Genomic DNA, 13,985 nt, shown 5'->3' on the forward strand with positions numbered 1-13,985 from the left:
CTGACTGCCACAGCTGCCAGCTTTAAATTTGATAAGCTAATTAACTTTCAGTGACAGCTAAGACATCTGACAACTGAATACCACCAATACCACGTAGGTTTAATATTGCTCCTGTTGTGGTGTTACCCAGTGACACGCTCGTCACATGCGCATAGGTCGATACTGCTAAATCTTCTGATTTTCCATCAATTTTGCCGTTCGCTTTTATCGCGTAATTGCCTTCAGGAGCTGGGTCGCCATTTTTATCTAGCCCATCCCATGACACATCAATGTTACCGCCAGCAGAGCCGTCAACTTCAAAGGTTTTAATGACTTGGCCACTTTCGTCTTCAATACTGACTGTTATCGTATCGATAGAAGTTGGTGTACTAATCACGCCATTGACTTCTGGACTATCTGACGATATGTGCCCCGTATCAGACGGAATTAACACTTTACGGCCTACTAAACTTGAAGCCTGCAACGCCTGACTCGAACTCGTTAAGTTATTTAAGTTGAGAATTTCTTCATTCAACTTGGCAATACCGTCAACGGTTGAGAATGATGCCATTTGCGAAATCATTTGATCGTTTTCAACAGGCTTAAACGGATCTTGCATTGATAACTGTTGACTCAATAAAGCAAAGAAATCTGATTGAGTCAGCTCCTGGCTATTAGGTTCAGGTGTTTCTGGCTCTCCTTGTAAGGCCACACTGTCTAAAAATGCATTCCCTGTACTGGCTGTTTCTTGTGTATTGGATGCAATACCAGTACTACTAGCAGATTGAGTCTGTGGTAAAGACTGACTGCTGTAAGGATTAATGAGGCTCATCTTTTACCCCCCACAAAATTCATATTACTTACCCATACGAAGTGTTTGTTGCAGCATTGATTTTGCCGCATCAGCCACTTGGACATTCATTTGATAAGAACGAGATGCTGAAATCATATCCGCCATCTCTTCCATCACATTGACATTCGGTTTGTAAATAAAGCCGTCACCATCAGCCATAGGATGATCAGGAGAAAACTCCTTTAATAACGGTTTATCACTTTCAACAATGCCCTTAACACTGACACTGTGAGAACTATTTTGCTCATGGCTTGCTTTGGCCATTTCAGCTTCAAAAATCGGATGACGAGCCTTATAAGTTTGATCAACACTACTGGAAACTGAATCAGCATTGGCAATGTTACTGGCGGTAGTATTAAGTCGCACTGATTGTGCTGACATACCAGAACCCGACACATTAAAAATATTAAATAGACTCATGATTAATCACCTCTAATAGCTTTACGCATGCCTGAGAACTTGCTTTCAAGAAAGCCCAGTGACATTTGATATTCCAAGGAGTTCTGCATAAAGGCCGCTTGTTCTTGTTGAGAATCAACGGTGTTGCCATCACCTGTATCTGGTTGATTAGGCACTCTAAACTTTACATTTTCCTGGCTTAACGCTTTCAAGTCGAAATGTTTGTCAGTTGTTTGACTCATCTGTAATCCACTTTGCTTAGCGCGTGCGCTGTTCATTGCTGCAGCAAAGTCGACATCTCGAGCTTTATAACCTGGCGTATTAGCATTGGCGATGTTGCTGGATAGCACTTCAGCCCGTTGTGCACGTATGCCCAAAGAGTATTGATGTATACCTAAACCATTTTCAAAATTAATCGCCATAAAATTGCCTCCGCCAGCTAACTGACAGAATTAAAGCAAAGCTTATGCCAAAAAAATTAGATTATTAGAAATGAAATGATAAAAATGAAAATGCCAACGAACGCTGGCATTAATAAATAAAAATATTCAACTATTACAACTAATTATAGCTAACTCTTCTTCTGGTAATATATACCAGGGTTGCACCTAACCATATTGAACTCGTCCGTTAATCCCGAGATAGACTCTGACGCCCCTAAAAACAAAATACCGTTAGGGTTTAAAGCGGCAGCAAATTGCCGCAATATTTTTGCTTTTGCCTCTGGGGCAAAATAAATCAGAACATTACGGCAAAAAATAATATCAAACTTTCCTAAAAGGCTATAACTTTCAAGAAGATTGTGTGCCCTAAAGTTTACCAAACGCTTCACATTATCTTTTACTTTCATGTTACCGGAAGGCAAAGGATCAAAAAATTGGCGCTTACGCTCAGGTGATAACCCTCTAGCTAGGGCTAAACTATCGTATTCAGCATTTTTACAACGCTCAAGCATTGACGGAGATAAATCTGTCGCTTGAATGGTTGCATTACCAGGTAATGCGCCTGGTTTACGTTGCTGGTATTCCAAAATCGTCATCGCGAGTGAATAAGGCTCTTGCCCTGAAGAACAAGCAGCAGACCAAATTTTTAACGGTCTTCCTAAGCGACTGTATTCAGGTAATAACGCATTATTGAGCAACTCGAACGGATATTTGTCCCTAAACCACAAGGTCTCATTCGTTGTCATTGCATCAATGACTTCCGCCCTTAAATGCCTTTCCGTTGGCTTCATCGACCTTTTAACCACTTCTGATAATGACGGCAAATCATATTTACCCATCAAAGGAGCTAATCGGCTTCTTACTAAATATTGCTTGTTGTCACCTAATACAATGCCGCTGTGCTGTTCTAAAAAGAGCTTAAACTGATTATATTCTGCTTCAGCGAGTGATTTATTCGTCACATTTACATCCTATTATAAGAAATGACACTAGCGTCACTTCAGAGTGAACAGGTTACTTTTATTAACTTATCACGACTATCGACAAGCACAACGTATTGCTCACAATAACTGTCTGACTATCTATTTAATCATAGTCAGACTTATCAATATTGCTTATAAAATTAGGTGTTTATTTACAGCAGATGCTAATTCATCTGGATTAAACTTGGCGATAAAGTCATTGGCACCCACTTTCTCAACCATTGCTTGGTTAAATACACCACTAAGAGATGTATGAAGTACCACTTTAATGTCTTTCAACTTAGGATCGTCTCTAATTTCAGCCGTTAAGGTGTAACCATCCATTTCTGGCATTTCGATATCCGAAATAATCAAAGGAATTTCGTCAGCAACATTATCCATCTCAGTCGCAATCGCTTTAAGCTTTTCTAGCGCATCTTTACCATCAATGGCGGTATCAATTTGCAAATTAAGCGACTCAAGCGAACGAATAATTTGTTTACGCGCCACTGCAGAATCATCAATGACCATGATGTGATAATGCTGGTCACGATCAATGGTTAACGCTTCATTAGCTTCTTCACTGATTTCAGTCTTAACAGGTGATATCTCGTCTAAGATTTTTTCAACATCTAAAATCTCAACCAATTCACCTTCGATTTCAGTTACCGCAGTTAAATAAGAGTTACGCCCAGCCCCTTGTGGTGGTGGCATAATCGATTCCCAGTTCATATTGATAATACGTTCAACTGAACTGACTAGGAACCCTTGAATGCTTCGGTTGTATTCAGCAATGATAATAAAACAATTCTCTGTCGATGTAAGAGGACGCCCACCTGTTGCAGCACTCAAATCAATCACAGAGATGGTTGAACCACGGATATGGGCAATACCTTTAATCAGCGGACTCAAACGAGGTAATGTCGTTAACGGAGGACATTGCAGCACCTCTTTTACTTTAAATACGTTAATGCCAAAACGCTGACGTCCATTCAACTTAAATAGTAACAACTCTAATCTGTTTTGACCTACAAGCTGCGTACGTTTATTAACTGACTCAAGAATACTCGACATAACCCTGCCTTGTTTTATTTATACTGCCCCTAAGGACTTTATTACTTATGACTTAAAGCGACCATAAGCCATATTTGTCAAATTGTAGCATACGCTGCAATTATTTATGTCGCGATGACTATCGCATTTAGGTAATAGGCATACTTATTGCTTATTTAAACCGTATCGGTGTTTACAAGCGAAAAAAGTCAAACTTATGACTCTTTATTTACCCGATAACCATTTATCCAAAATCAAAGCGTTGTTAGCTTAACTTAAAAGTATAGAGGTATTCTGGCCACCACCGCTAGAAACAAGATATGAAGAAAAACACATTACTGTTATTGCTCATTCTTTGCATTCATTTACCGGTTTTTGCCAGTGAACAAAGCACTATTACCTATACTTTATCGACCATCACCGAGCTAGCTAAAGAGACAGTTGCAAAAAAAATTGCAACCAGTCCAAATGCTAACCCCAATGCGAAAGTGAATATCATTCCCCAAAGCTTAGAAGGAAGGTTAACGCCACCCGCTTGTTACCCTCCTCTTTCTGTTGCTATGGCAAGCGACCGACCGATTAATCGAACCAATACCGTTAAAATTAGCTGCATCAGCCCAGACTACGATTACCCTTGGCAAATGTATTTATCGGTTAAAGTCGAAGTCATGTATCCCGTCGTCACCGCAATTGGCATCATTGAAAAAGGTGAACTCATCACTCCTGAAGCCATCGAAATTAATTACGTTGACCAACACAGTATCCGAGGACAGTTTTTCTCAGACACAAGCAACATAATCGGCACCCGCTCTAAAAGACGTGTCGCAGCTAAAGCCCCATTGCTGAATAATAACCTATGTTTTGTCTGTAAGGGGGATTCGGTATCCATTTACGCAAAAACAAATAGCTTTGAAATAAAAACAGCTGGTGAAGCACTAAGAGATGGCAATATAGGCGATGCAATAAGAGTCAGAAATGCCAACTCAAACAGACGATTAGATGTCATTGTCACCGGAGTTGGCGAAGTTGAAGTTAGGATGTAAAATATTCCTAAAGTTTTTTCCAACAAGGTCGATAGCCTGTTAGGAAAACCATAAATTACGCTGGAGCCTAAAATGGCAATTGATATTAACAATCTTAAAACAGCATCACACACTCAGTTGCGTACTAATCGTGACTCAGGTGCTGCCCCAAAAGCTGCCGAGTCAGCTGGGCAACAGGCTGCACCTATTAAAAGTGATTCGGTCAGCATTACCTCGCAAGCACAGCAGCTGCAAGGAGCCCAAACTAACATGGCATCTTTACCTGAAATTGATCAAAGCAAAGTTGATGCAATAAAGTCAGCCATTTCAGAGGGACGTTATAAAGTCGACCCTGAAAAATTAGCGGCGAATATTGCAAGCTTTGAAGCTGACATGAGCGGACTAAATTTCGACCAAGAGTAGCGTCATACCTGCTCTTGGATAAACAATCATCATCGCATTACGCCTTGTCGTTATGATGTGGGTTTTTATAAAGAGTAAATTATGAATGAATTACTACAGCTGTTATCTTTTCAGCACGGCACTTTGTCGTCGCTGAAAAAACTTGTATCTGCAGAAAAGCAGGCCTTAGCAGATCAAGATGCCGACACCTTGTTAGCACTTGCACGCGAAAAAGTGGAGTGTTTGAATACGCTTCAACAAAATGATGAGAAATTAGCTAATCATCCTGATAAATCTTTGCTCAATTCAGAGCCTAAACTCATTGAGAAAGTCGCTGAAGCTAAAACCATTCTCGAAGAGTGTAAAGACATCAATAATCAAAATGCTAGCTTAATCGAACTGAATATTGCGAGCTTAAATCGCTTTTCTCAAGCCATGCAAATGAGTAGAAATGCCACCAGTTTAACTTATAACGACAAAGGCCGAACGTCGACAATTTCATCTTTGGGCCAAAACCTCAAAGCCTAAGTTAAGCTAATATCGATTTAAGCCATGTAGACAGTTCATCCTAGGTCAACTGCAATCTCTCCAATGGCAAAACAGCATCGCTAATGACCAACATAAAAAAACCGCCTTTATTGGCGGTTTTTATATCTGTCGAAATTTACATTAAAAGTATGTCACTTCTTTTACACGACGGGGGCGGTTTTGTTGCTGATAAAGATCCCACACCTGAGCAAAATCCAGCTCTAACTCAGTCACATACATATCACCCGCAGGATAGCTTTTTACTACTTTCGCGCCTTTAATCATTCCTGACACATTGGCAGAAACGGTTTCGTTATTGAGCATCCAGTCGCTCATTTGACTATGAGCATCAATCTGTTGACCATATACCTGCTCTGCTAATTCTCGATATGCCGCGATTTTTGACGCTTGCATGGCCATTAGAACTTTATGTGACTGCTCTTTCGCAGGCTGAGTCGCTAAAGGCGCATAACCAATTGCAGTTAACTTAGGGAACTGATCTGGCGCTTCTGTTTCCCATTGCACATATTTATCATTACTTGCACAACCACTTATCGAGATTGCCAATAATGAAACCAATAGAACCACTAACTTATTCATAATTTTGCTCCCAATACTACGGCATTACCTTGACCAGACGCTTCATGGCGGAAAAGCAATCCATCTTGAAAAATGACTTGATTTGAAGGTGATAAATAGCCAGGTAAACTATTCATATTCACAAAAGTTTGTACTGCTGACACCACCCGATTATTAGTCACATTCACAATTCTTGCATTAAGAACTAAGCCCATTGGTGTGGTATCCATAGTCGAAACGACAACATGAGAAACAGGCAAGTCAGACGGAAGTAACTTCCAATCTCGACTTAAAATAAACTCGCCCTGCTCAGTTGAACGTAATGCATTCGCCACGTTTAAATCGACCAAGTTAAATTCATGACTATGAAAAGCGGCAACAAAACCTTGCTGTAACTGTAAGCCTAAAGCATCCGTTTTGCTGTAATCACTGGTATTAACCGGAGTGGTTACAAGTAAAGGTTGGTCAGAGCGTAAACTGTCATTTTGTAATACCAATTCATTTACGACTTTTTCAGCCAATATATTCACATGTGATTTAGGGGCTAGACCGGCTTTAGTAATGTCATATTGTAAAGGCGCAGGCTGCACTTCAGGTTCATCACTAAACCAAAAGCTAGTTTCAGTAGGCTTTTCTACATAAGCTAACTCATTTGTCGACACAGGCGGCTCGCTAGCGCAAGCAGCCGCTAGCAACGCAATGGGAAAAATGATTAAACGGCTCATGGCTTATTCCTTATTACAATGACGTCTCAGCATTGATGTGATGTTAGGTTCAGTAATGTTGCCACTAACAGGCTTTAGGTCCAATCAGAGCACACATTAAACACACTATAGATAGTGTATCGACCACACATTCAAAACCTTTACCTTGAAATAAAGAATTTATCTCCATCTGTTCACTGCTAAAAGCTCATACAGGCATGGTTTTTGCTTTTATTATGATAATTAATTTAAGTCGTGCTAAACCGTCATAGAGTTGGCACCCTTTTTCTTCGATATTGTGAAAAGCGAACATGAACATGCCAAACGTTAGCTCTAAATATTTGACGATTATCATGCTGGTTATTCTATCAGCTTGTTTCAGTCACTCTGTATTAGCGCAAAGAGTTGAAGTGTCAGGAAAAGCCAAAATTATTGACGGCAATATAGATAAAGCCCGCGAGGATGCGATTAATCAAGCATTAAACTATGCCAGCTTAAAAGCGGGTGTGAACTTTAATAGCCAGCAAAGTATTAATCAGGGCAACTTAACTCAAGATGCATTTCAAATAAAACGCATGGGTCAAGCTAACGATATTGAACTCGTGTCTGAAATCATCAGCGCATCAGATATCACGGTTATGTTGCGGCTCAATCTTGAATCTAAACCCCAAGCACAGCAATGCCACAGCCAACAATTAAAAGCGGCAATAATGATCCCCCAAGCCATCATGCGTGACCGCTCACAACTTCGATACGGACAACTTGCTAACTTTGAACAAGCTTTATCACAGCAGTTTGGCAATTTATTAAATAATGGCTCTGACTACAGTTTTGCTCGTATGCACGCCGAGGAGAAGCTTGACCATAACAACCAACTCATCAACTTCAAAGGCCAACGCATACCAAGCTGGCTTGGCGAAATAACCGACAGCCAATATATCTTACAACCGGAAATCCTGGATATTTCAACCGAGCCATACTCGAGTTCTTTATTTGGATTATGGGATGAGACACCTTTAAGACAAATTAATTTACGGTTTACCATGTTCCAAGGCATTAGTGGTGAAAAAGTGTGGAGCAAAGACTATCAAGCAGAAGCTGAGTGGGATTTTGAACGAGATGAAACCGTGTCACCTTCAACCCAACGGTTTTGGGGCTCAACTTATGGTCAAACTATGAATCAGCTTTTACAACAAAGCACTCAAGATATTGATAATTTACTAAATTGTCGACCTTTACTCGGTCAAATCGTTGCTAAGCAAGGTAATAGAATCATCATTAATTTAGGCCGTCGAAATAACGTCAAAATGGGTGATAACTTCCAAATCGTGTTACAACAAAACATTCCTGATAGAGTGAATTTAATGCGAGCTGTTGCAACTAAAAATAGAGCCACGGTCACAATAGAACAAGTTTCAGAAGAAAGCGCCACAGCCTTACTAGAAGGTATTGAAAGCTCTGGCAACATACAGATCCAAGATATTGTGATTAAGATTTAAAAATCAGTGAACGTGAATCGATAAAACATATACCAATAGACAAGAAGGTTTTACTTACAATGGCTACATCACAATCAGTTTTTAATAATCAGTTCGCCATTAGTCAATTTGATGAGTACTACTTGCCCTGCATCAACAGGAATACCTTTGAAAAAGAAGACTCTATAACCGCTTTTAAAAAGAAGTATAAACACGATATTTTTAAGGAAGATACATTACACGTCATTCTAGGTCTCGATTCTGGCTTATTGGTTAATTATATTCTTGAGTCTCCACAGGTAGCAGGAAGTAAATACATTTTTGTAGAGCTACCAGAAGTCATGTCGATGTTAAATATTGATATACCAGAGGAGCAGCAACACTACCTTAAAGTGCTAAGTCTTGAAGAACTTAATGAACATATAGAATCGGGCGAAGATGATTTATTCCTTATAAAAGATCAAATCGCCATTACACTCTCATTAGCCGCCTCTACAGGCGTGGTTGAAGAATATTCAGGCTACTACAGCCAAATTTATAAATTAATAAAACAACAAACCACCTCACATAAAGCAAATTTTACTCAAAAGTCATTTTTTGTAGAACAATTTTTCAATGTTGTCGAAAATAACCAACCAGCTTCGATATTGAAAAATAAATTTGCAGGTAAAACTGCAATAGTGATTGGTGGTGGCCCATCACTTGATGAACATATTGATTGGATTAAAGCTAATTATGAACAGTTTTTCATTCTTACCGTATCAAGGTTCGCATCAAAGTTGTCTGCTGCTGGGATCCCAGCTCATATTATTGTTTCAGTAGATCCTCAAGATACAAGTTTTGAGGTTAACCGCGATATGATGGGCCTCGCAAATGAAAGCCTGTTTATTAACTCACATCATGTCAATCATAGAATCATTGCTCAGTGGAATGGAAAATCATTGTTCTTAGGCAATCGGTTCCCATGGGAAGAAACTAACAACATTCTTACCATTGGTCCTACGGTAACCAATAGTGCTATCAGAGTGGCAATTGAAATGGGCTTTAAACAAGTGCTTTTAAGCGGCGTTGATTTATGTCACCCCTCTGCAGGCGTCACTCATGCAAAAGGAAGCGTTGAAGCCAGTGCCGGAAGTAATAATAGTATTATTCATGAGTGGGTAGAAACCTACTCTGGTAGCATTGCTGAAACGCCAATTCAACTGATACATGCAGCACTCGCGCTAAAAGAAGAAGCTGAGACTTACCCTAATGTTGAAATCGTTAACCTATCTATAAATGCAGCTAAAATTCAAGGTATTACCCATATACCAAAAGAACAAGTTTCAATTGTTTCAGCTGATTGCAGTCCAAGTCAGTTACTCGAAATGGTTCCATCAGCTAGTGAAAACAAACAAGAAAAATTACAACGTATTCAAACTGAATTATCTGCTGCTAACGAGGCTTTTAAAGCTATAAGCAAGCTGGCTATCAAAGCCTTACACATTAATAATGAAGCTAAAAAGTTGAAACAGCACTCTGCAGCGTTTCAAGCTAAAGCGAGTGAAATCGATAAAATTGAGCAAAAAATAAATAAGAAATTTCCAAAATATAATATGTCGATAAAGGTATTCGGATATTTTGAGTTTACGCAATTTCTGACAACAAAGAAGACTCAGGATTGGTCCTTTAAACAAATGAATTCAATGACTCATTTGTACTATAGTGCTTATCAAATCATTACTGAACAGCTTCAAGAGTTAACAGAGACCGCGCTAGATATTGTCAAATTAAGACGTGAAGAAATAAGCGACACACCATCAATAGAATTGATTACCGAAGGCTGGAAAAAGCACAACCAACCGGGACGAGTCAATATTTTTCAAGCGATGTTCAACAACACAGTCGCTAGCTCTTTGACACTAGAAGAAAAATCCAAACTAAAATCAGCAAGTGACAGCTATCAAGATCAACTCACAAGCTTTGCTCATCCATACTTTTCGATGAAGAAAAAGAACCAAAATTTAGACAATACATTAGCCAAAATTCTAGATTTGAAACAACATAAGAATATCGATGGTTTAACACTACTCACTAACAATATAGAGCCATTAATTGCCAATGATAAGTTTGCACATAGGTTATTCCATCTCGCGTTGCATTATGTACATTTTTTAGAAAATAACTTTGATGCAGCTTTAGCTGCGTTACTGGAAATTGAACCCACAAGCAGAACTGAAGTCGAATTAAAGCAGCAGTTATTGCTTGCGCTTAAATTACACAAAATTGACTTAGCAGAAGAAACAATAACCTCTTTGGCTCAGTACAGTGACGAATATTACCCTCAGCATGCCCACATATTGTCCTTACAAGGTAAAAACCAGCAAGCATTGGATTTGTATTTAAATTATTTAGACAAATACCCTACTGACGAAAGTACATTGATTAAACTCGGCGTCTTTTTAGCAGGGCTTGGGCAAATCGAAGGAGCTAAATCAGCTTTCGATAATGTGATGCAAATCAATCCTGATAATGTCACCGCTAGAAACTACCTAAATCAGTTAGCAACAGGTAATGCATCTTAAAAGTCTATGATGTTGAAACTACGCGTTAGTTGACGATTAAAGGTCAACTAACTCAACTGCTTAACTATTAAGCATTTAAATTTGAAGCCTTTTAATCATATTAAAAGCTTGTATAATTGCCCTGTCTCCCTATAGCTCAACAGGATAGAGCAGTCGCCTCCTAAGCGATCGATCAGGGTTCGAGTCCTTGTGGGGAGACCAAATAAGCCTATTTTATTATACTAATCAATATCTTATCTTCTTACGTACAATCCTGTGTCACCCCTGTGTCACCACAGAAAAAGTTTTTTACCACTTCTTATTATAACTATTTCGAATAACCCCAGTTTTAAAGCATTCACTTCAATTATGGACTTTTCGCCCTATTTCTAATAGTTTTGTATCAAACAAGAATATGGAAATTGAACGTGATGGATGACACCTCATCAAGTATTAATCACAATAAAGTCACAGATGAATCGCTTAACAAAATGTTTAGTGAAATGCCTGCTGAACAAAAAGAACAACTGTTAGCAATTCTTACCTCTAAAGAAAATAGCACTGTTGATAATCAAGATTTATTGAAAAAATTTATCACCCTCGAATCATTATCTTCAAAACCTTCAGGATTAAAAGAAAACCTTCCAGAAGATACAACCGAAGAAACATTGGCTAAAGCTTTAGCCCAAATAGATAACAGCCAACAGACTTTGGCAGACGAACAGTCACAGTTAATCAATGTGTTTACTGAAATGTTTGAACAGTTTTCAAATGCTGAACCTTGTGATGATATTAACGAACTCAGAGTATTCGGTAATTCACCTTCACTTTTTGAGGCTCTAGAAGGTGCTGGCGTTTCTGGGTTATCAGTTTTTAAAAATACCGTATCCCAAGAAACTGATGAACTGCTGCACGCAGCTATGACTTGCCAAATTGCTGGACTGACAAAAAACTCACATTACCTGTTTAAGCTTTTTTTGCAGCAGCAATTCATAGATAAAAATGAAAGCTATCAATCATTGCAAACAGACATAAACATTGAGAAAGGCATCATTGAAACAGCTCAAAGTCATTCAATAAAAGGGCAAAACACTAGGCACAGCAAAAACCGCCAACGTAAAGAGTTTGCTCTTAGCTTATATGCAAAGAAATCTTTCACAAATCCAAAGCAAGCTACGGAACGCCTATTTCCATCAATTAATGATTTTGCCAACACAATGCATCACCCTTTCACAAGCGATTAGCAAGGGTTTCAAACCATTTACCGTTGGTTTCTTGCAGCAAATAAGTAGCAACTGCATATAGTCAAAATTAAATCAAATAAACTTGATTCAATTTACTCATTAATATAGATTCTTTATTAGGCGCCAGCCTCACTTACATGCGAGTGAAAACAGGCACTAAAAACGAAAGTTTAAAATCAGAATTTAAAACCAATTTTTCATAAATGACTAGGTTGAGAAGCCTCGCCGTAATCGCATGTGGTATTGCTTTAATGCACCTCGCACTCAACCGCGGAGTTAATTTATGAACATGCTTTCAACTTACACTTATAACGTATCCTCACGCGCAAAAAAACTGCCTGAATGCACGATTTCTAGAGCACAAATCCTCGAACTAATTGCCGCATACCTAGGTAAAAAAACTTATGCAGCCTTAAAAACTTCATCAATTACAAATCTATTAGAGCAAGCAAATAAAGAACCTTTAATAGCCTTTGAGAGATGTAAGCTCAAAGCAATCCATCTAAATCAAACCGAAACAGCCTCAACTCAACTTGCCAATTTAATACGTGATGAATTAGCTGCGCTTATTGGTATGCAATCATCACTAATCAATCAGCAAGCACTACACTACTTAACCTATGTTGACAGTCTTACCAACAATGATGATTTTGACAGCAGGTACTCCAGTGAATCTAGTAGCAGATTTGAAAATGAATCAGTAAATAAGTTTTCTTATAATGGATTCGAAATTGACATTAAAAATCTCTTTACTGAGTTACAGCAGAGTTCTATTAAAGGCGATAAACAATCAACGCTTTTGGAGTTTTTATGGCTACTAGATGATTTATCTTCAGTTACTGGAGGTGAAAGTAGTCAACACTGGTATGAGCAAAGCTTAAAAGGCCAAACTATGGGCGACACCCAAAAAAAGTGGGCAGATAACTATGCGAAACAGATAAAGCCTACTCAAGCATTCGAACGGTTTATTTCTCAAGTAACTATTTCTGATTTAGCTTTTCCCAATATAGATGATATTTTTGAAGCAATGAATTCTAATTCAATCGAAAAATCAATCTGCTACCTTTTAGATGCTGAGAAAACACTCCACTTACTCAATCAATATTGGGGGGAAGATTATGATAGTGACTTCAAAAAGCAGCCCTTTAATCAATGGTTAAAGTTATCAGCCTTACAGCAACCTAATCGGGATATAATTGCTGAATTAATTGAAAACTCTAAAGAGCCGATTGAACAGCACGCATGGGCTCAATTTGCTAAAGAAAACAAAATTGATGTTACTCAGGATGATCACTATGCGATCAATATGGATACTGGTGAGCGTTGGGATGAAGATTATGGCCCTATTGAAGTTGGTGGCTATAGTGGCGTTCGATTACTTCAATTAGCTCCAGCGTACGAATCTAAAGTTCATGAAAGAAGCCAAATAATGCTTCAAATCAGTCAAAAATGTCAAAATAGAACCTAAATTAAAAAGGTGTTTCTCACCCTGAGAAACACCTTTTTGAGCCTGACAAGCGCATACCCTATTCCTCTTTGATCATATTGTTCACTCCGACGAACACAAACTAATCGGAGTTAACATGAATAATCTACTACTTACCCCTTCTCAGGTTTCTGAGTTCTTGGGCGTTACTATCGGCACCCTTTCCGTTTGGCGTTGTACTGGCAGATACCCACTTAGCTTTATCAAAGTGGGTCGTCGAGTCATGTACCGTCAAAGTGATGTTGAAAACTTCATCAATGGGAGGGTTTATGAACATACTGCTTAATTATTCCCTAATTGAAATACTTGC

General features: G+C 38.7%; 15 protein-coding genes and 1 tRNA gene. 9 read left to right on the top strand and 7 right to left on the bottom strand.

Going from position 1 to position 13,985, the window contains the following annotated elements:
• Positions 1–40 precede the first annotated feature (40 nt).
• The 5 genes from flgD to SJ2017_RS15065 form a co-directional block, all read right to left on the bottom strand.
• Complete coding sequence (flgD, locus tag SJ2017_RS15045; RefSeq protein ID WP_055025047.1) at positions 41–811, bottom strand: flagellar hook assembly protein FlgD; 771 nt, start codon at positions 809–811, stop codon at positions 41–43.
• A gap of 24 nt (positions 812–835) precedes the next feature.
• Positions 836–1,252 (bottom strand): flagellar basal body rod protein FlgC, encoded by a 417-nt coding sequence (gene flgC, locus SJ2017_RS15050; RefSeq protein ID WP_055025048.1) that lies wholly within the window; start codon positions 1,250–1,252, stop codon positions 836–838.
• 2 nt (positions 1,253–1,254) lie between these two features.
• Positions 1,255–1,653 (bottom strand): flagellar basal body rod protein FlgB, encoded by a 399-nt coding sequence (gene flgB / locus SJ2017_RS15055; protein ID WP_065108539.1) that lies wholly within the window; start codon positions 1,651–1,653, stop codon positions 1,255–1,257.
• Between the two features lie 149 nt (positions 1,654–1,802).
• Positions 1,803–2,636: a CheR family methyltransferase gene (locus tag SJ2017_RS15060; RefSeq protein ID WP_055025050.1), complete on the bottom strand. Its 834-nt coding sequence runs from the start codon at positions 2,634–2,636 to the stop codon at positions 1,803–1,805.
• A 153-nt stretch (positions 2,637–2,789) separates the two neighbouring features.
• The gene (locus tag SJ2017_RS15065) at positions 2,790–3,710 is read right to left on the bottom strand and encodes a chemotaxis protein CheV (RefSeq protein WP_055025051.1); all 921 of its coding nucleotides are present in this window, start codon (positions 3,708–3,710) and stop codon (positions 2,790–2,792) included.
• A gap of 299 nt (positions 3,711–4,009) precedes the next feature.
• Between SJ2017_RS15065 and flgA the strand changes: the two genes are divergently transcribed.
• The 3 genes from flgA (at position 4,010) to SJ2017_RS15080 (ending at position 5,641) form a co-directional block, all read left to right on the top strand.
• The gene (gene flgA / locus SJ2017_RS15070; protein ID WP_080916258.1) at positions 4,010–4,732 is read left to right on the top strand and encodes a flagellar basal body P-ring formation chaperone FlgA; all 723 of its coding nucleotides are present in this window, start codon (positions 4,010–4,012) and stop codon (positions 4,730–4,732) included.
• A gap of 72 nt (positions 4,733–4,804) precedes the next feature.
• A complete protein-coding gene (gene flgM / locus SJ2017_RS15075) occupies positions 4,805–5,134 on the top strand; it encodes a flagellar biosynthesis anti-sigma factor FlgM (protein ID WP_055025053.1) in 330 nt (109 codons plus the stop codon).
• Between the two features lie 81 nt (positions 5,135–5,215).
• Complete coding sequence (locus SJ2017_RS15080) at positions 5,216–5,641, top strand: flagella synthesis protein FlgN (RefSeq protein WP_055025054.1); 426 nt, start codon at positions 5,216–5,218, stop codon at positions 5,639–5,641.
• Between the two features lie 141 nt (positions 5,642–5,782).
• Here SJ2017_RS15080 and SJ2017_RS15085 read toward each other — a convergent pair whose 3' ends face one another.
• A complete protein-coding gene (locus tag SJ2017_RS15085) occupies positions 5,783–6,241 on the bottom strand; it encodes an LPP20 family lipoprotein (protein ID WP_065108543.1) in 459 nt (152 codons plus the stop codon).
• Positions 6,238–6,945, bottom strand: a complete 708-nt coding sequence (locus SJ2017_RS15090; RefSeq protein WP_055025056.1) for a FlgO family outer membrane protein — start codon at positions 6,943–6,945, stop codon at positions 6,238–6,240. Before SJ2017_RS15090 ends, SJ2017_RS15085 begins: the two co-directional genes overlap by 4 nt.
• A 296-nt stretch (positions 6,946–7,241) precedes the next feature.
• Between SJ2017_RS15090 and SJ2017_RS15095 the strand changes: the two genes are divergently transcribed.
• From SJ2017_RS15095 to SJ2017_RS15120, 6 genes are all read left to right on the top strand, one after another.
• Positions 7,242–8,423 carry a flagellar assembly protein T N-terminal domain-containing protein gene (locus SJ2017_RS15095; protein ID WP_420876288.1) on the top strand — a complete coding sequence of 394 codons (1,182 nt, stop codon included), beginning with the start codon at positions 7,242–7,244 and terminating at the stop codon, positions 8,421–8,423.
• 59 nt (positions 8,424–8,482) lie between these two features.
• Positions 8,483–10,966, top strand: a complete 2,484-nt coding sequence (locus SJ2017_RS15100) for a 6-hydroxymethylpterin diphosphokinase MptE-like protein (RefSeq protein ID WP_080916260.1) — start codon at positions 8,483–8,485, stop codon at positions 10,964–10,966.
• 125 nt (positions 10,967–11,091) lie between these two features.
• Positions 11,092–11,167: transfer RNA gene (locus SJ2017_RS15105), tRNA-Arg, on the top strand.
• A 209-nt stretch (positions 11,168–11,376) separates the two neighbouring features.
• Complete coding sequence (locus SJ2017_RS15110) at positions 11,377–12,189, top strand: hypothetical protein (protein ID WP_080916261.1); 813 nt, start codon at positions 11,377–11,379, stop codon at positions 12,187–12,189.
• Between the two features lie 283 nt (positions 12,190–12,472).
• Positions 12,473–13,657 carry a hypothetical protein gene (locus tag SJ2017_RS15115; RefSeq protein WP_080916262.1) on the top strand — a complete coding sequence of 395 codons (1,185 nt, stop codon included), beginning with the start codon at positions 12,473–12,475 and terminating at the stop codon, positions 13,655–13,657.
• Positions 13,658–13,772: 115 nt separating this feature from the next.
• Positions 13,773–13,961, top strand: a complete 189-nt coding sequence (locus SJ2017_RS15120) for a helix-turn-helix domain-containing protein (protein WP_080916263.1) — start codon at positions 13,773–13,775, stop codon at positions 13,959–13,961.
• Positions 13,962–13,985 lie beyond the last annotated feature (24 nt).

It is taken from the genome of Shewanella japonica (assembly GCF_002075795.1).
Taxonomy (GTDB): domain Bacteria; phylum Pseudomonadota; class Gammaproteobacteria; order Enterobacterales; family Shewanellaceae; genus Shewanella; species Shewanella japonica.

What these genes read in the sequence shown, in the direction of transcription:
- SJ2017_RS15085 (WP_065108543.1), bottom strand. Translation starts at nt 6,241, where the DNA reads ATGAATAAGTTAGTGGTTCTATTGGTTTCATTATTGGCAATCTCGATA.
- SJ2017_RS15065 (WP_055025051.1), bottom strand. Translation starts at nt 3,710, where the DNA reads ATGTCGAGTATTCTTGAGTCAGTTAATAAACGTACGCAGCTTGTAGGT.
- SJ2017_RS15100 (WP_080916260.1), top strand. Translation starts at nt 8,483, where the DNA reads ATGGCTACATCACAATCAGTTTTTAATAATCAGTTCGCCATTAGTCAA.
- SJ2017_RS15120 (WP_080916263.1), top strand. Translation starts at nt 13,773, where the DNA reads ATGAATAATCTACTACTTACCCCTTCTCAGGTTTCTGAGTTCTTGGGC.
- SJ2017_RS15115 (WP_080916262.1), top strand. Translation starts at nt 12,473, where the DNA reads ATGAACATGCTTTCAACTTACACTTATAACGTATCCTCACGCGCAAAA.
- SJ2017_RS15080 (WP_055025054.1), top strand. Translation starts at nt 5,216, where the DNA reads ATGAATGAATTACTACAGCTGTTATCTTTTCAGCACGGCACTTTGTCG.
- flgM (WP_055025053.1), top strand. Translation starts at nt 4,805, where the DNA reads ATGGCAATTGATATTAACAATCTTAAAACAGCATCACACACTCAGTTG.
- flgB (WP_065108539.1), bottom strand. Translation starts at nt 1,653, where the DNA reads ATGGCGATTAATTTTGAAAATGGTTTAGGTATACATCAATACTCTTTG.
- flgD (WP_055025047.1), bottom strand. Translation starts at nt 811, where the DNA reads ATGAGCCTCATTAATCCTTACAGCAGTCAGTCTTTACCACAGACTCAA.
- SJ2017_RS15110 (WP_080916261.1), top strand. Translation starts at nt 11,377, where the DNA reads ATGGATGACACCTCATCAAGTATTAATCACAATAAAGTCACAGATGAA.
- flgC (WP_055025048.1), bottom strand. Translation starts at nt 1,252, where the DNA reads ATGAGTCTATTTAATATTTTTAATGTGTCGGGTTCTGGTATGTCAGCA.
- flgA (WP_080916258.1), top strand. Translation starts at nt 4,010, where the DNA reads ATGAAGAAAAACACATTACTGTTATTGCTCATTCTTTGCATTCATTTA.
- SJ2017_RS15095 (WP_420876288.1), top strand. Translation starts at nt 7,242, where the DNA reads ATGCCAAACGTTAGCTCTAAATATTTGACGATTATCATGCTGGTTATT.
- SJ2017_RS15090 (WP_055025056.1), bottom strand. Translation starts at nt 6,945, where the DNA reads ATGAGCCGTTTAATCATTTTTCCCATTGCGTTGCTAGCGGCTGCTTGC.